Here is a 17268-nt window from a genome sequence, read left to right as displayed (position 1 = left end):
TGTTAGGATTAAAAATAATTGATTCCCATAGCAGCTTTTACTTCGTCTAGTGTTTGAGCAGCAACAGCGCGTGCTGTTTGGCTTCCCTTTTCCAACATGCGGAAAACCTCTCCCATATCCTTGGCATATTCTAATCGACGTTTTCGGATAGGTTCCAGCTCTCTTTCTAGGATATCTAGGAGGTAACGCTTGGTTTTAACATCTCCTAGGCCACCTTTTTGGTATTGTTCTTTCATCGCTTCTATTTCAGCTTGATCTTGTTCTTGACCAAAAATATCCAAGTAATGAAATACCATGTTTCCTTCGATTTGCCCAGGATCTTCAATGCGAATATGATTAGGGTCGGTATACATACTCATCACTTTTTTACGGACGGTGTCAGCATCGTCTGACAAATAGATGCCGTTTCCAAGAGACTTAGACATTTTAGCATTACCGTCTAAACCAGGTAGGCGCCCAGCTTTTTCGTTTTCTGGGTAAAGCCCTTCAGGCTCAATCAAGCAGTCTGTTTGGTAGGTGTGATTAAAACTACGCACAATTTCTCGTGTTTGCTCAATCATTGGTTTTTGGTCGTTTCCAACAGGGATCAGATTAGCCTTGAAAGCAGTAATATCTGCAGCCTGCGAGATAGGATAAACCAAAAATCCTGCGGGAATGCTTTCTCCAAAACCTTTTTGTGAGATTTCCGTTTTGACGGTTGGGTTTCGTTCTAAGCGGGCCAAAGAGACTAGGTTCATGTAATACATGGTCAATTCAGCTAATTCTGGGATTTGACTTTGGATAAAGAGTGTCGATTTACGAGGGTCTAGTCCCACAGAAAGATAGTCTAAAGCTACATTACCAATAGATTCGCGAATGATTTCAGATTCTTTGGCATGATCAGTTAGGGCTTGTTGGTCTGCTAAAAAGACAAAAAGATTGTGTTGGTTTTCGTTTTGTAGAATAACTCGTTTTTTCAAGCTCCCGACATAGTGACCGAGATGCAATTTCCCCGTAGGCCTGTCTCCTGTTAGAATGATTGGTTTGGTCATTTTAGTCTCCTTTTCGATTGGATTATTACAATAAAAAAACTCACGCAAAAACATTGCGTGAGGACGTCATCATAGATACGCGGTACCACCTCAATTAATACCGTTTAGAGGTATTATCTCAAACTTCTCAAAAATAAGAAGCTGCACGGTAAGGGGTGCCAACCTGAAAGTTATGTGTTCCTTTCATCATAAACCACCAGTCCATTTCATCTTTTTTGCTACTAGCTTTCACCAACCGCTAGCTCTCTGGAAAACAAGTCAAAGACTACTCATCTAGTTTAGGGTTATTCTATTAAAATTTGCTATTTTTGTCAAGTTCCTCCATATTTTGACAAAATAAAGCTTGACGCTGATAACCTTTTTGCGAGATAATGAGGCTACTATTTTCAATATTAATAATAGGAGGAAAAACGTATGAAAAAAGTGAAGGATATCCTTCTTGTAACCATTGGCTCTTTTATTACAGCTATTGGGTTTAACACAATGTTTGTAGACAATAACATAGCATCAGGTGGTATGGTAGGAATTTCGGTAGTGGCAAAAGCCCTATTTGGGATCAGTCCATCACTTTTTTTAATGCTGAGTAATATTCCCTTATTGTTGTTGTGTTACTTTTTTTTGGGCAAGCAAAACCTTGTCAAAACCATTTATGGTTCTTGGATTTATCCGATAGCCATTCGCTTAACCAATCAATTTCCTACGCTGACGCACAACCAATTATTAGCAGCTATTTTTGGTGGGATTATTTGTGGCATTGGCTTAGGTTTGGTATTTTGGGGGAATTCTTCAACAGGGGGAACTGGTATTTTGACCCAAATTCTTCACAAGTATTCTCCTTTATCATTGGGAGTTGCCATGACAATTGTTGATGGCATTAGTGTTTTGACAGGATTAATGGCCTTGTCACCTGATGATGTTATGTACTCAACCATTGCGCTATTGGTTATTGGATACGTGATTAGCATTATGGAAAATGGCTTTGATTCTTCAAAGAATGTCATGATTATTTCAAGAGAATACCAGGCTATAAAAGACTATGTGACCACCGTTACTCAGCGTGGAGTGACAAAAGTCCCTATAAAAGGTGGCTACACCACTTCAGACAAGGTTATGCTAATGGTTGTGGTCTCTAGCCACGAGCTGCCTGCTTTGCAAGAAAAGATTTTAGAAATTGATGACACAGCTTTTGTTGTGGTGATGCCCGCTGCAGAAGTTATCGGTCGCGGATTTAGCATTACAAAACAATATAAAGGCGAGGACGAAGATATTCTCTTGCCAATGTAATACTATTTCCCTTTCTAATTGAAAAAAGGGATAGTTTTAGTTACAATGAAGGTTAGAGAAATAAGATGAGGTGAAAAATTGCTAACAGTTTCTGATGTATCGCTACGTTTTAGCGACCGCAAACTTTTTGATGAAGTTAATATTAAATTTACAGCTGGTAACACGTATGGCTTAATTGGTGCCAACGGAGCTGGAAAATCTACCTTTTTAAAAATCCTAGCAGGAGATATCGAACCTTCAACAGGTCACATTTCTTTAGGACCAGATGAACGATTGTCTGTTTTACGTCAAAATCACTATGATTATGATAAAGAAAGCGCCATTGATGTTGTTATCATGGGAAATGAACAACTTTACAACATCATGAAAGAAAAAGATGCTATTTATATGAAGGAAGATTTTTCCGAAGAAGATGGTGTTCGTGCAGCTGAGTTAGAGGGAACATTTGCCGAACTTGGTGGCTGGGAAGCAGAAAGTGAAGCTTCTCAATTGCTACAAAACTTAAATATTCCTGAGGAATTACACTATCAGTCAATGAGCGAGTTAGCGAACGGGGACAAGGTTAAAGTTCTTTTGGCTAAGGCTTTGTTTGGTAAGCCAGATGTTCTCTTACTTGATGAGCCAACCAATGGTCTTGATATTCAATCTATTTCATGGCTAGAAGATTTCTTGATTGATTTTGAAAACACAGTCATTGTTGTCTCTCATGACCGTCACTTTTTGAATAAAGTGTGTACCCATATGGCTGATTTGGACTTTGGAAAAATCAAGCTTTTTGTTGGGAACTATGATTTCTGGAAACAATCATCTGAATTAGCAGCACGTCTCCAATCAGATCGTAATGCCAAAGCAGAAGAAAAAATTAAAGAATTGCAAGAGTTTGTGGCGCGCTTTTCTGCCAATGCCTCTAAATCAAAACAAGCAACATCACGTAAAAAGATGCTTGAAAAAATTGAACTAGAGGAAATTGTACCTTCTAGCCGTAAGTACCCATTCATCAACTTTAAAGCTGAGCGTGAAATGGGAAATGACTTGCTATCTGTTGAGAATTTATCGGTAACCATTGATGGTGAAAAGATTCTAGATAACATTAGTTTTATTTTACGTCCAGGTGACAAGACTGCTATCATCGGTCAAAACGACATTCAAACAACAGCTTTGATACGTGCTCTAGCTGATGATATTGAGTATGAAGGAACCATCAAGTGGGGCGTTACAACTAGCCGTTCTTATCTTCCAAAAGATAATTCGCGTGATTTTGCAACCGATGAACCTATTTTAGAATGGCTCCGTCAGTTTGCATCTAAAGGTGAAGACGACGATACTTTCTTACGTGGTTTTTTGGGACGGATGTTATTTTCAGGAGATGATGTCAAAAAATCTGTCAATGTTTTATCAGGTGGCGAAAAAGTTCGAGTGATGCTATCTAAGCTAATGCTGTTGAAATCAAACGTCTTAATTTTAGACGATCCAACGAATCACTTAGACTTGGAATCTATTTCAAGTTTGAACGATGGTATCAAAGACTTTAAAGAGTCAGTTATTTTTGCCAGTCATGACCATGAGTTTATTCAAACCATTGCTAATCATATTGTTGTGATTTCTAAAAATGGTGTGATTGACCGTATTGACGAGACTTATGATGAGTTTCTTGAAAACGCTGAAGTTCAGGCTAAAGTTGCTCAACTTTGGAAATAACAGTTTAAATAAAGATGGAGGGCTAAGAAGAATTTCTTCAAAGCCCTCTTTTGTAGTCCTTTAGAGAAAGAGATGTTGCTATGAAAAACATGAATGGTTGGAATAAGAGATATGAAATTAGTAGTTTTTTCATTCCTGTTATCATAATGTTCATTGTCTTGCTACAATTTGGTATTTCGTTTAATGGTGAAAAAACTATCTTAGCCAGTGATGCATTTCATCAATACGTGATTTTTGCCCAAACCTTGCGACAAATCATGCATGGGTCAGATAGTCTTTTTTACACCTTTACAAGTGGTTTAGGACTCGATTTTTTTGTATTGATTCCCTACTACCTCGGAAGTTTTCTATCTCCTTTTGTTTATTTTTTTGATGTGCAGACAATGCCTGATGCCATTTATCTGTTTACCCTATTAAAATTTGGCTTTATTGGCTTATCAGCTTATTGTTCTTTTCATCGTATTTACCCTAGTATAAAACCTTATTTGATATTGTCGCTATCAATTTCCTATGCTCTGATGAGTTTTTTAACAAGCCAAATGGAGCTCAATAGCTGGCTAGATGTTTTTATACTATTGCCTGTCATCTTGCTAGGGTTGCATCGTCTGATAACTCAAAAGAAGATAAGGCTTTATTACCTGACATTAAGTGTTTTGTTCGTGCAAAATTATTATTTTGGGTATATGGTAGCATTATTCCTTTTAGGCTTATGCCTCGTTAATCTAGTTGCTTTAGAGACCTGGAGACAGCGCTTAGCAATCTTTGCACGTTTTATAGCCGTATCCATAGCAGCGACCCTCACTAGTGCCTTTGTTTTGCTACCAGTTTATTTTGATTTGTCCTCTTATGGTGAAAAGTTGAGTTCTGTTAATCAATTATTGACAAATCAGGCAGGTTATTTGGATATTTTTGCCAAATTATCGATAGGAGTTTACGACACCACAAAGTTTAATGCCCTTGCAATGATTTATGTGGGCCTTTTGCCCCTGATGTTAGCAGTAATCTTTTTTAACCTAAAAACAGTTAGCGTCAGATTAAGGGTAGCCTATGGCATGTTTTTAGCGATTATTATTGCTAGCTTCTATTTAAAACCACTAGATTTATTTTGGCAAGGCATGCATGAGCCAAATATGTTTTTGCATCGGTATGCATGGAGTTTTTCGACTCTTATTGTTATTCTAGCTTGTGAGGCCTTATCACGGCAAAAAGATTTTACGAAAAAAATTATAATAAAGGTGACAGCCTGTTTAACTGTATTCTTATCCTTGCCTTATTTAGTTTTTGAAAACTATTCATTCTTAAAACCAACTTTTCTGTTATTGACGGTATTATTTTTACTTGCCTATGGCACGTTATTACTCATCCATCATGAAACAAACCAATCTCTGCTATGGTTAATTGGATTTACAGTGTTTTTGACAACACTAGAAATTGGAATTAATAGTTATTACCAAGTTGCAGGTATTCATCAAGAATGGGGATTTCCATCACGTAGGAGTTATCAAGAAAAGTTGACAGATATTGACAAATCTGTCAAATGGTTGTCAACTCAAGGAAATGAATTTATAAGGACAGAGAGAATGCATCCGCAGACTGGCAACGACAGTATGAAATATGGTTATAATGGGGTGTCACAATTTTCATCAGTACGCAACAGGCTATCAAGTGGATTGTTAGATAGACTTGGTTATTATTCAAGTGGGACGAATTTAAATCTTCGTTATCAGAACAATACACTAATTATGGATAGCTTACTAGGGATACGATATAACTTAAGTGAAGATGACATTAATAAGTTTGGGTTTAAAAAGGTACATTCTTCAAAGCAAATAAAGGTCTACCAAAACAGCTATAGCTTACCTGTAGCTGTTCTTACTGAGGGTGTTTACAAAGATGTCAATATATCTGTAAACACGCTTGACAATCAAACCAATTTATTAAATCGATTAACGGGTAAAAACTACTCTTATTTTCAAAACGAGTCAGCCAATCTCATTTCCGAGAAGCAGTCATTCCAAAATCGGGTATCTGCTCACTCTACGGAAACACCTCCGATGGTTAAGGTTACTTACAGGGTTAACGTTCCTGACAATAAGCAATTGTATGTTAGCATTCCCAACATTGTCTTTTCTCATCATAATGCAAAAGAACTGTCTATTCGTGTCGGAAATCGGATTTCTCACTACACAACGGATAATGTCTTTTCATTTTTTGATTTGGGTTATTTTAAACAAGGAGAGGCGGTTGATGTGACGCTAATGTTTCCAAACAATCATCACATCACATTTGACACCCCTCATTTTTACAGCCTGTCAATAGATTATTACCGATCTGCTATTCGCATCCTGTCAAAAAACAAAGTCACTGTGACTAGTCATAAAAATAAATTAATGAGTGAGCTCACAGCACCTTCGAAAAGCTCAATGATTTTTACCATTCCATATGATAGAGGGTGGACGGCTAAGTTAAATGGTAAAAAGGTCGTGGTGGGTAAAGCTCAAGGCGGATTTGTTAAAGTTGATGTCCCAAAAGGAAAAGGCAAAATGGTACTAACCTTTGTGCCGCATGGCTTTAAACAGGGTTTAATTGTTTCAGTTATTGGAATTATTTTGTTCAGCATACTGCAAAAACGTTTATCTCAGGCAATCAAAGTAAAGGAATGATGTTTCTACACTAATGTTATCATTAAGAAAAGACTTGAAACGATCTTCTAGAAAGGACGGATTCACGTCTTTTTTATTTATAATCATGCGATATGATAGCATGGGTCTCATAATATCAATATTTCTGTAATATTTTTAATATATTTTCAATAGGTGAGTAACAATTAAACGTTATGATTGGTAACAGAGAAAAGTGAGGTTATATATTTAATGTTTAAAAAAGAAAATATGAAACAACGATATTTTAATTTTGGGATGTTAGCATTAGCTACTGCTATAATTGCAGTTCTTTTTGTTTGGTCAGGTCAAGGTGTTGTAACAGACTCCTACGCAGACAATTCACAAACCAAAAACGTAAAAGTAAAATCTGTTAAAAAAGAAGCCAAAAAAGAAAAAAAACCAAAAACGGTCGCTCCTGTTGAAAAACAAGAAGAGCCAGCGGTATCAGAAAAACCGGTAGAAGCTGAGACAACACCACCAGTTGAAGCTCCAGCACCAACACCTGTGGCTCAAGAAACAGCGGTCGCTACGCGACAAGTTGCCACACCAACGGCTGTAGCATATCATACAGGTGTCGTTCTTTCTAATGGCAATACAGCAGGTGCTGTTGGCAGTGAAGCTGCAGCGCAGATGGCAGCCAGTACAGGTGTCCCTCAATCAACTTGGGAAGCTATTATCGCTCGCGAATCAAATGGTAACCCAGCAGCACAAAATGCGTCAGGAGCATCAGGTTTGTTTCAAACGATGCCAGGATGGGGCTCTACAGCAACTGTCCAAGATCAAGTTAACGCAGCACTGAATGCTTACAGATCACAAGGCTTATCAGCTTGGGGTTACTAGGCACTTTTACTTAATAAAAATGAACGAAAAATACTGATTTAGGCATTGTTTACTACTATTCTTTTTTGGATACGTAGCAGGCGGTGCCTTTTTCTGTCAGAGCATGTAGCTTTTGTGACGTTAAAAATTAACCCTATTGTCATTTTAGTTCTGAAAGATATTATTGGAAATACAGAGCAATACTGTTATAATAGTCTATGCGTCTAAGGATGCTTCAAAATCGACCTTCAAATCGACTTTTGAAAACGACGACCTTCAAATCGTACGTTAAACGAAAAGATGGGAGAATTTATTATGACTGATAACTCAAAAACACGTGTTGTTGTTGGAATGAGTGGTGGTGTCGATTCTTCAGTAACAGCCCTGTTATTAAAAGAGCAGGGATATGATGTCATTGGAGTTTTTATGAAAAACTGGGATGATACTGATGAATTTGGTGTTTGTACGGCGACAGAGGACTATAAGGACGTGGCAGCCGTAGCAGATCAGATTGGGATACCTTACTACTCCGTCAACTTTGAAAAGGAATATTGGGATAGGGTTTTCGAATATTTCTTGGCAGAGTATCGAGCAGGACGCACGCCAAACCCTGACGTCATGTGTAACAAAGAAATTAAATTTAAGGCGTTTCTTGATTATGCCATGACCTTAGGAGCAGACTATGTAGCAACTGGTCACTACGCTCAAGTACAGCGTGATGAGAATGGTGTGGTTCATATGCTACGCGGTGTTGACAACGGCAAAGATCAAACTTATTTTCTTAGCCAACTATCACAAGAACAACTTCAAAAAACATTATTTCCTTTAGGTCACTTGCAAAAACCTGAAGTTCGAAAAATTGCAGAGCAAGCAGGCCTTACAACAGCTAAAAAGAAAGATTCTACTGGTATTTGTTTTATTGGAGAGAAAAACTTCAAAACATTTCTAGGGCAATATTTGCCAGCTCAAAAAGGTCGTATGATGACAGTTGACGGTCGCGACATGGGAGAGCACGCAGGGTTAATGTACTACACTATCGGTCAACGTGGCGGCTTAGGTATTGGTGGTCAACATGGTGGGGATAATCAACCTTGGTTTGTTGTTGGAAAAGACTTATCTCAAAATATTTTGTATGTTGGTCAAGGTTTTTACCACGACTCCTTAATGTCAACTCACCTTGACGCTTCTGTCATCCACTTTACACATGATAGGCCAGAAGAATTCACCTTGGAATGCACCGCTAAATTTCGCTACCGTCAACCAGATAGCAAGGTGACGGTTCATGTTAAAGGTGATAAAGCGCAGGTTTTCTTTGCAGAGCCTCAACGAGCGATTACACCAGGTCAAGCTGTTGTCTTTTATGACGGAGACGAGTGTCTAGGTGGCGGTATGATTGATATGGCTTATAGGGATGGACAACCTTGCCAATATATCTAGTCATTTACACGATTGTCAACATCGTTTACAAAATTGACAATGTCATATTGACAAATGAACAGCACGTGATAAAATAAATGTAGCAATTACGATGATGGTCAAAGCTCACAGGATTGCAGGTTTTTTGGCCTGCAATTTCTAGGGTTTTGGCTATTTTTGCCTTTTAAAATAATAGGAAAAGGGTACTGATGGATCAAGATTTCAGAACGTTTACAGAAAAAGCCACATTTGGTGTTCGGGCGACAGCATTGATTGTCCGTCACCACAAATTACTCTTAGCAAAAGATCAAAACAACAACTATTATCCTATTGGAGGAGCAGTTTTAGTAGGAGAAAAAACAGAAGATGCTGTTTTACGTGAAACATTAGAAGAATTAAGAATTCAGGCTGACGTTCAAAAACTGGCCTTTATTGCGGAAAATCACTTTTTAAAAGAAGGTGTTTATTGGCATCTGATTGAATTTCATTATTTGGTTAAACCTCTTGAGGAGCCTGATTTAATAATGACTGAAAACACTAGGCAATTGAACTGTGAGTGGATTGATATTGATTGTTTGCACAGCATTAATCTAGTTCCTGAATTTTTAAAAGATTGCTTACCAACCTGGTCAGGAAAAATAGAACATGTCTACAATAAATCCTGATAGCAGAAGTTGTTTTACAGAACATAAAAAAGATAAAAGGAATGCAAAATGACACACACATTTACAGAAAATTACGAAGTTATCGTTATTGGTGCAGGGCATGCAGGTGTTGAGGCTAGCTTGGCAGCTAGTCGAATGGGGTGCAAGACTTTACTTGCGACTATCAATTTAGACATGCTTGCATTTATGCCTTGTAATCCTTCAATTGGAGGTTCTGCCAAAGGGATTGTCGTTCGTGAGATTGATGCCTTGGGTGGTGAAATGGGTAAAAATATTGATAAGACCTATATTCAAATGAAAATGCTAAACACAGGCAAAGGCCCTGCGGTTAGAGCACTTAGAGCACAGGCTGATAAAAATCTCTATTCAAGAGAAATGAAACACACGGTCGAAAAGCAAGAAAATCTTACCCTTCGTCAAACCATGATTGACGACATCTTGGTAGAGGATGGTAAAGTTATCGGTGTGCTGACGTCTACAGGACAAAAATATGGTGCTAAAACTGTTATCGTAACAACGGGAACAGCCCTCCGAGGAGAGATTATTTTGGGAGAACTCAAATATTCATCAGGCCCAAACAACAGTTTAGCTTCCATAACATTGGCAGATAATTTGAAAAAGCGAGGCCTTGAAATTGGGCGGTTTAAAACAGGCACCCCGCCACGCGTGAAAGCTTCTTCTATCAATTATGATGCTACAGAAATCCAGCCAGGAGACCAAACACCAAATCACTTCTCCTTTATGTCGCAAGACAAAGATTACCTCAAAGATCAAATACCTTGTTGGTTAACATATACTAATCACAACAGTCATGACATTATCAATAATAACCTTCACCGAGCTCCTATGTTTTCAGGTGTGGTTAAAGGAGTTGGTCCGCGTTATTGTCCATCTATCGAAGATAAAATTGTGCGTTTTGCTGACAAAGAGCGTCACCAATTATTCTTAGAGCCAGAGGGACGTGATACCGAGGAGGTTTATGTCCAAGGGTTATCAACTAGTCTCCCTGAGGATGTCCAAACAGAATTGGTTCGTTCTATTAAGGGACTGGAGCAGGCAGAAATGATGCGTACTGGCTATGCTATTGAATACGATATTGTGTTGCCGCATCAGTTACGAGCAACTCTGGAGACAAAACTGATCTCAGGGCTATTCACTGCAGGACAAACCAATGGAACATCAGGTTATGAAGAAGCAGCTGGGCAAGGACTTGTTGCTGGGATTAATGCTGCTTTGAAAGTTCAAGGAAAACCTGAGCTAATTCTTAAGCGTAGCGATGCCTATATTGGTGTGATGATTGATGACTTAGTAACAAAAGGCACCTTAGAACCTTATCGGTTGTTGACGTCACGAGCAGAATACCGATTAATTTTGCGACATGATAATGCAGATGTGCGTTTAACACCAATTGGCCGCGAAATTGGTCTGGTAGATGATGAGCGTTGGCAGGCGTTTGAAATCAAAAAACATCAATTTGACAACGAGTTAAAGCGTTTGGACAGCATTAAATTAAAACCAATCAAGGAAACCAATGAACGTGTTGAAGAGTTGGGATTTAAACCATTGACGGATGCGATGACAGCCAAGGAATTTATGAGACGTCCAGGAATTACCTATGCCACAGCGGTTTCGTTTGTTGGACCAGCAGCAGAGGACTTGGATACAAGAGTCATCGAATTATTGGAAACTGAAATAAAATACGAAGGCTACATCAAAAAAGCCCTTGACCAAGTCGCTAAAATGAAGCGAATGGAAGAAAAACGTATCCCTAGTAATATTGACTGGGATGCTATTGATTCTATCGCGACAGAAGCACGGCAGAAATTCAAGAAAATTAATCCAGAAACGCTTGGGCAAGCTAGCCGTATTTCAGGGGTAAATCCAGCAGATATCAGTATCTTGATGGTTTATCTAGAAGGAAACGGAAAAGCCCGCCGTAAGGCTTAGTTTAGTCATCAAATTGTAATCTCAAAGCCATTGACAGCTCTGTATTTCAGGGCTGTTTTATGGTATAATAAACACTTAAGAGGTTAGAGGATGAAAAGATTTCGTTTTGAAACCATTCATTTAATTATGATGGAATTGATTTTATTTGGCTTGCTAGCACTTTGTGTTAGCATGATGCAATCAAAAAAGCTAATATTGTTAGCTATTTTTCTAGTATTATTGTTTGTACTTGCCCTGCTTTGGTATCAAAAACAAGTTTATGAGTTATCAGATTTAGATCACATTGAATTGTTAAACGAACAGACAGAAAATAATTTAAAAACGCTTTTAGACAAGATGCCTGTTGGAGTTATTCAGTTTGATCAAAAAACAACCGCTATTGAGTGGTACAACCCTTACGCAGAGTTAATATTTACCAATGAAGATGGTTTGTTACAAAATCAACTCATTGAAAAAATTCTTAATGAAAAACGTCAGGGAGATATTTCGCAAACCTTTGAAATATTGGGCAATAAATACACATCTTATATCGACGATTCGTCAGGGATATTTTACTTTTTTGACAGTTTTGTCGGAAATAGGGAGGCTGCGGATGCTAGCTCGTTACGCCCAGTTGTCGGGATAGTTTCTGTCGATAACTATGACGATATCACAGATAATTTATCTGATGCCGACACTTCGAAAATCAACAGCTTTGTGGCTAACTTTATTGCTAAGTTTATGGATTCAAAGCAGATTTTTTACCGCCGTGTCAATATGGATCGTTTTTACTTTTTTACAGACTATCACGTTTTAAAAGAGTTAATGGATGATAAATTTTCTATTCTAGACGATTTTCGCAAGGAAGCTCAAGACGCACAGCGTCCACTGACATTAAGTATGGGAATTTCCTTTGGAGATAGTAGCCATGCGCAAATTGGACAAGTCGCCTTAGAAAATCTCAATATCGCTTTAGTACGAGGCGGAGATCAGATTGTTATTCGTGAAAACAATGACCACACCACGCCAGTTTACTTTGGTGGTGGGTCTGTATCTACGGTTAAACGCTCTAGAACGCGGACACGAGCGATGATGACAGCCATATCAGATCGTATTAAAATGGTTGACAATGTCTTTATTGTTGGTCATCGAAAACTGGATATGGATGCCTTAGGGTCTGCTGTCGGGATGCAGTTTTTTTCAAGCAATATTATAGAAAACAGCTTTGCTGTTTATAATCCTGCAGACATGAGTCCTGACATTGAAAGAGCAATTGAGCGTCTTCAAGCAGATGGGAACACCAGATTAATCAGCGTCTCTCAAGCAATGGGCTTAGTGACGTCAAGATCTCTTTTGGTTATGGTTGATCATTCTAAGGTTTCGTTGACCTTGTCAAAAGATTTCTACGAATTGTTTAATGATGTGATTATCGTTGACCACCATAGGCGAGATGACGATTTCCCTGACAATGCAATTTTGACTTTTATTGAAAGCGGAGCAAGCAGTGCAGCAGAATTAGTCACAGAGTTGATTCAATTTCAAAACGCTAAAAAGCGCTTAAATAAAATTCAAGCAAGTGTCTTAATGGCAGGGATTATGTTAGACACGAAGAATTTCTCGACAAGGGTAACAAGTCGAACCTTTGATGTTGCTAGTTATCTACGTAGTCGAGGAAGTGATAGTGTTGAGATTCAAAACATCTCTGCTACCGATTTTGATGATTACAAGCAGGTTAACGAGATTATCCTGAGGGGCGAGCGACTTGGCGACACCATAATAGTAGCTGATGGTGTTAAAGGAAATCAATACAGCAATGTTATTGCAAGTAAAGCAGCAGATACGATTTTATCTATGGCTGAAATCGAAGCTAGCTTTGTTATTGTTGAGACCAGCAAAAACAAAATTGCTATTTCTGCAAGAAGTCGTAGTAAAATTAATGTGCAACGCATTATGGAAAAACTTGGAGGCGGTGGCCACTTTAATTTAGCTGCCTGTCAAATGCAAGATATCGATTTTGATGAGGCCAAACAACTATTGATCGAAACGATTCGAAATACAATGAAAGAAACAGGAGAGGTAGAGTCATGAAAGTTATATTTTTAGCTGATGTTAAAGGAAAAGGTAAAAAAGGGGAAATTAAAGAAGTCCCAACTGGATATGCACAAAACTTTTTAATTAAGAAAAATCTAGCAAAAGAAGCGACCAATCAAACGATTGGTGAACTGAAAGCCAAACAAAAAGCAGAAGCAAAAGCTCAAGCAGAAATTTTGGCAGAAGCAAAAGCTGTTAAGAAAGTTTTGGATGACGACAAAACACGTGTGCAGTTCAAAGAAAAAGTTGGTCCAGACGGTCGTACTTTTGGCTCTATAACCACAAAAAAAATCTCCGAAGAATTGCAGAAACAATTTGGCGTAACAGTTGACAAACGTCACATTATTTTAGATCATCCTATTCGCGCCATTGGGCTTATTGAAGTTCCAGTTAAATTGCATAAGGAAGTCACAGCAGAAATTAAGCTAAGCATCACTGAAGCTTAAGTGTCATGATAGAAAAATTGGAGGTAGGCAAGATTGTCTGAACTACCTGAATTACGAGTCCAACCACAAGACTTATTAGCAGAGCAGTCTGTATTGGGGTCAATCTTTATTTCACCTGATAAGTTGATCATGGTTCGAGAATTTATCAGCCCAGACGATTTTTATAAGTATTCTCATAAAATCATTTTTAAAGCAATGATTACCCTTGCAGATCGAAATGATGCCATTGATGCAACAACTGTAAGGACCATTCTTGATGACCAAGGCGATCTACAGAATATTGGAGGATTGTCTTACATTGTTGAATTGGTTAATAGTGTGCCTACAAGTGCCAATGCCGAATACTATGCTAAAATCGTTTCTGAAAAGGCTATGTTGCGAGACATTATTGCTAGGTTGACAGATGCTGTCAACCTTTCTTATGAGGGAGCATCCAGTCCAGGCGATATCATAGCCAGAGCTGAGAGGGCCCTGGTTGAAATCAATGAACATAGTAACCGCAGTGGTTTTCGAAAAATTTCTGATGTTTTAAAAGTTAACTACGAGAGTCTAGAGATGCGTTCTCAACAGACGTCAGATGTGACAGGTTTACCGACTGGTTTTCGTGATCTTGACAAGATTACAACAGGTTTACACCCTGATCAACTTGTTATCTTGGCTGCCCGTCCAGCGGTAGGTAAAACAGCTTTTGTTCTTAACATAGCTCAAAATGTTGGGACCAAGCAGAAGAAACCTGTCGCCATATTTTCTTTGGAAATGGGAGCTGAGAGTTTGGTTGATCGCATGTTGGCAGCTGAAGGAATGGTTGATTCCCATCGGTTGCGGACAGGTCAACTAACCGATCAAGATTGGAGCAATGTAACAATTGCCCAGGGGGCTTTGGCAGAAGCACCGATTTATATTGATGATACTCCTGGGATCAAAATTACTGAGATCAGGGCAAGAGCTCGCAAGCTTTCTCAAGAAGTAGACGGAGATTTAGGACTTATTGTCATTGATTATCTTCAGCTGATTACAGGGTCAAGACCAGAAAATCGTCAGCAAGAAGTATCTGATATTTCTAGACAGCTTAAAATTTTAGCAAAAGAGCTAAAAGTTCCTGTGATTGCGTTGAGTCAGCTTTCTCGTGGTGTTGAGCAAAGGCAAGATAAAAGACCTGTGTTGTCTGACATTCGTGAGTCAGGTTCGATTGAGCAAGATGCTGATATAGTTGCTTTCTTATATCGAGAGGACTACTACCGTAAAGAAAATGACGATGCCGAAGAAACAATTGAAGACAATACCATTGAGGTCATACTGGAAAAAAACAGATCTGGAGCGCGTGGGACTGTCAAATTAATGTTCCAAAAGGAATATAACAAATTCTCCACAATAGCCCAATTTGAGGAAAAATAAGAAAGCGAGAAACAAGATAATATGAGTGATGCATTTGCAGATGTTGCCAAAATGAAAAAAATTAAAGAGGAAATTAAGGCTCATGAAGGTCAATTGGTTGAATTGACGCTAGAAAATGGCCGCAAGCGTGAAAAAAACAAGATTGGCCGTTTAATTGAGGTTTACACTTCTGTATTTATTATCGAATATAACGAGAATTCTAGTGCTCCAGGGACAAGTAGCAATTCTTACGTTGAGTCGTACACTTATTCAGATATCTTAACAGAAAAAACATTGATTCGTTATTTAGATTAAAGCAAGAAGCTCTTAGGAGTTTCTTTTTATTTAGACAAGAAATGATTTACATTGCGAAAAAGTTATGTTATAATATAGTTTGTGCGAAATAATAGCAGAAAAATATGAAGCTCGTCAACAGGTCGTTAACTAAATTGAGTAACCTTTGCTGTTTAGGCGAAAACCACCTGCACGAATCAGGATTTTTCAAACAGTTATTTCCTCATTATATTATTAGAGGAGGACATAATACATGTCACGTTATACTGGTCCATCATGGAAACAATCACGCCGCCTAGGTTTATCACTTACAGGCACAGGTAAAGAATTGGCACGTCGTAACTACGTTCCAGGTCAACACGGTCCTAACAACCGTAGCAAACTTTCAGAATATGGTTTGCAACTTGCTGAAAAACAAAAACTTCGTTTTTCATACGGTTTAGGCGAAAAACAATTCCGTAACTTGTTCGTACAAGCTACAAAAATCAAAGAAGGAACTCTTGGTTTCAACTTTATGGTTCTTTTGGAGCGTCGTCTTGATAATGTTGTTTACCGCTTAGGTCTTGCAACCACTCGTCGTCAAGCACGTCAATTCGTTAACCATGGTCACATTCTTGTTGACGGTAAACGTGTTGATATCCCATCATTCCGCGTCGAAGTTGGGCAAGTTATTTCTGTTCGTGAAAAATCAATGAAAGTTCCTGCAATCGTAGAAGCAGTTGAAGCAATCGTTGGACGTCCAGCATTTGTTTCATTTGATACTGAAAAACTTGAAGGTTCATTAACTCGTCTTCCAGAACGTGATGAAATCAATCCAGAAATCAACGAAGCACTTGTCGTTGAATTCTACAACAAAATGTTGTAATATTTTATTGAACAAGAGAGGCTTAAAAGCCTTGATATTAAGCACTTTGGAGCTTTATTCCAAGGTGCTTTTTTGTGTTTAACTACCCTTTTAGTTATCCCTTGTTTGATTTTTGTATAGTAAGAGGGTAGCCTCAAAGTGGGATACCCTTGTTAGTTATAAATTGCTGATAGCTGCTTCAAATATGGAGACAGCTTTTTTAGCGCCTTCTTTTGTAGCATGGACGTAAGTATTCAATGTCATTGAGATATTAGAGTGACCTAGCCGATACTGTAAAATACTAGCATATAACATGATTGTGGCATGGGTATGACGAAAACCATGAAAGCCTATATTAGTTACTTTGGCTCTCTTAAAATGAGTTTTTAATCGAGTTTGTAGAGTTCTATTACTAGGATAATCGTGGATAAAGTCTGAGAATACAACCATTTCAGTATGTCCTAGTTTCCAAGCTTCTTGAATTTGTCTAAGCTGATAGCTTTTAATCATAGAAAGAGTCGCCTGATCAATATCAATATCTCTATGGCTAGCTTTTGATTTTGGAGTATTGATTTCTTGTTTATAGTTTAGGGTTTTTGTGATATGAACAACAGCATTATCTAGGTCAATATCTGACCAGGACAGGGCTAGCGCTTCATTGATACGGCAACCAGTAGCAAGTAAAAACCTGTATAATGTACTCGTGGTACTAGTTAA

Annotated in this window: 14 protein-coding genes and 1 other annotated feature; of the genes, 12 read left to right on the top strand and 2 right to left on the bottom strand. The window is 38.2% G+C overall.

All coding sequences use genetic code 11. From position 1 onward, the window contains the following. Positions 1-8: 8 nt before the first annotated feature. A complete protein-coding gene (trpS, locus tag AKK44_RS05085) occupies positions 9-1031 on the bottom strand; it encodes a tryptophan--tRNA ligase (RefSeq protein WP_054278792.1) in 1023 nt (340 codons plus the stop codon). 56 nt (positions 1032-1087) lie between these two features. Continuing rightward, positions 1088-1322 (bottom strand) — a binding site (T-box leader). A gap of 123 nt (positions 1323-1445) precedes the next feature. Between trpS and AKK44_RS05080 the strand changes: the two genes are divergently transcribed. The 12 genes from AKK44_RS05080 to rpsD all read left to right on the top strand — a co-directional run bounded on the left by AKK44_RS05080 (position 1446) and on the right by rpsD (position 16572). Then, complete coding sequence (locus AKK44_RS05080; RefSeq protein ID WP_037595876.1) at positions 1446-2315, top strand: YitT family protein; 870 nt, start codon at positions 1446-1448, stop codon at positions 2313-2315. Between the two features lie 78 nt (positions 2316-2393). Continuing rightward, the gene (locus AKK44_RS05075; RefSeq protein WP_054278791.1) at positions 2394-4013 is read left to right on the top strand and encodes an ATP-binding cassette domain-containing protein; all 1620 of its coding nucleotides are present in this window, start codon (positions 2394-2396) and stop codon (positions 4011-4013) included. Positions 4014-4093: 80 nt separating this feature from the next. After that, positions 4094-6676 (top strand): YfhO family protein, encoded by a 2583-nt coding sequence (locus tag AKK44_RS05070; protein WP_054278790.1) that lies wholly within the window; start codon positions 4094-4096, stop codon positions 6674-6676. Positions 6677-6886: 210 nt separating this feature from the next. Beyond that, positions 6887-7516: a transglycosylase SLT domain-containing protein gene (locus AKK44_RS05065; RefSeq protein WP_054278789.1), complete on the top strand. Its 630-nt coding sequence runs from the start codon at positions 6887-6889 to the stop codon at positions 7514-7516. Between the two features lie 294 nt (positions 7517-7810). Beyond that, complete coding sequence (mnmA, locus tag AKK44_RS05060; RefSeq protein ID WP_054278788.1) at positions 7811-8932, top strand: tRNA 2-thiouridine(34) synthase MnmA; 1122 nt, start codon at positions 7811-7813, stop codon at positions 8930-8932. Positions 8933-9120: 188 nt separating this feature from the next. Continuing rightward, the gene (locus AKK44_RS05055) at positions 9121-9576 is read left to right on the top strand and encodes an NUDIX hydrolase (protein ID WP_054278787.1); all 456 of its coding nucleotides are present in this window, start codon (positions 9121-9123) and stop codon (positions 9574-9576) included. A gap of 48 nt (positions 9577-9624) precedes the next feature. Continuing rightward, on the top strand, positions 9625-11523 hold the full coding sequence (gene mnmG / locus AKK44_RS05050) for a tRNA uridine-5-carboxymethylaminomethyl(34) synthesis enzyme MnmG (RefSeq protein ID WP_054278786.1): 1899 nt from the start codon (positions 9625-9627) through the stop codon (positions 11521-11523). Between the two features lie 90 nt (positions 11524-11613). Next, entirely contained in the window at positions 11614-13590 is a 1977-nt protein-coding gene (locus AKK44_RS05045; protein ID WP_037596475.1) for a DHH family phosphoesterase, read from the top strand. Beyond that, positions 13587-14039 (top strand): 50S ribosomal protein L9, encoded by a 453-nt coding sequence (gene rplI / locus AKK44_RS05040; RefSeq protein ID WP_054278785.1) that lies wholly within the window; start codon positions 13587-13589, stop codon positions 14037-14039. The genes AKK44_RS05045 and rplI overlap by 4 nt, the downstream gene beginning before the upstream one ends. Positions 14040-14072: 33 nt before the next feature. Then, positions 14073-15434, top strand: a complete 1362-nt coding sequence (dnaB, locus tag AKK44_RS05035; protein ID WP_054278784.1) for a replicative DNA helicase — start codon at positions 14073-14075, stop codon at positions 15432-15434. A gap of 21 nt (positions 15435-15455) precedes the next feature. Continuing rightward, positions 15456-15728, top strand: a complete 273-nt coding sequence (locus tag AKK44_RS05030; RefSeq protein ID WP_037596479.1) for a Veg family protein — start codon at positions 15456-15458, stop codon at positions 15726-15728. Positions 15729-15960: 232 nt separating this feature from the next. Further along, the gene (gene rpsD / locus AKK44_RS05025) at positions 15961-16572 is read left to right on the top strand and encodes a 30S ribosomal protein S4 (protein ID WP_037596482.1); all 612 of its coding nucleotides are present in this window, start codon (positions 15961-15963) and stop codon (positions 16570-16572) included. 156 nt (positions 16573-16728) lie between these two features. On the opposite strand, the gene AKK44_RS05020 is transcribed toward rpsD, so the two are convergent. Continuing rightward, the coding region (locus tag AKK44_RS05020; RefSeq protein ID WP_152911064.1) for a site-specific integrase at positions 16729-17268 on the bottom strand (540 nt) is incomplete at its 5' end.

This window comes from Streptococcus phocae, assembly GCF_001302265.1.
GTDB lineage: Bacteria > Bacillota > Bacilli > Lactobacillales > Streptococcaceae > Streptococcus > Streptococcus phocae.
This window is presented reverse-complemented; position numbering and strand designations above follow the sequence as displayed.

Excerpts from the sequence above, each read along its gene's own strand:
- AKK44_RS05045 (WP_037596475.1), top strand. The coding sequence starts at position 11,614 with ATGAAAAGATTTCGTTTTGAAACCATTCATTTAATTATGATGGAATTG.
- AKK44_RS05065 (WP_054278789.1), top strand. The coding sequence starts at position 6,887 with ATGTTTAAAAAAGAAAATATGAAACAACGATATTTTAATTTTGGGATG.
- AKK44_RS05030 (WP_037596479.1), top strand. The coding sequence starts at position 15,456 with ATGAGTGATGCATTTGCAGATGTTGCCAAAATGAAAAAAATTAAAGAG.
- mnmA (WP_054278788.1), top strand. The coding sequence starts at position 7,811 with ATGACTGATAACTCAAAAACACGTGTTGTTGTTGGAATGAGTGGTGGT.
- AKK44_RS05070 (WP_054278790.1), top strand. The coding sequence starts at position 4,094 with ATGAAAAACATGAATGGTTGGAATAAGAGATATGAAATTAGTAGTTTT.
- AKK44_RS05080 (WP_037595876.1), top strand. The coding sequence starts at position 1,446 with ATGAAAAAAGTGAAGGATATCCTTCTTGTAACCATTGGCTCTTTTATT.
- trpS (WP_054278792.1), bottom strand. The coding sequence starts at position 1,031 with ATGACCAAACCAATCATTCTAACAGGAGACAGGCCTACGGGGAAATTG.
- AKK44_RS05055 (WP_054278787.1), top strand. The coding sequence starts at position 9,121 with ATGGATCAAGATTTCAGAACGTTTACAGAAAAAGCCACATTTGGTGTT.
- rplI (WP_054278785.1), top strand. The coding sequence starts at position 13,587 with ATGAAAGTTATATTTTTAGCTGATGTTAAAGGAAAAGGTAAAAAAGGG.
- rpsD (WP_037596482.1), top strand. The coding sequence starts at position 15,961 with ATGTCACGTTATACTGGTCCATCATGGAAACAATCACGCCGCCTAGGT.
- mnmG (WP_054278786.1), top strand. The coding sequence starts at position 9,625 with ATGACACACACATTTACAGAAAATTACGAAGTTATCGTTATTGGTGCA.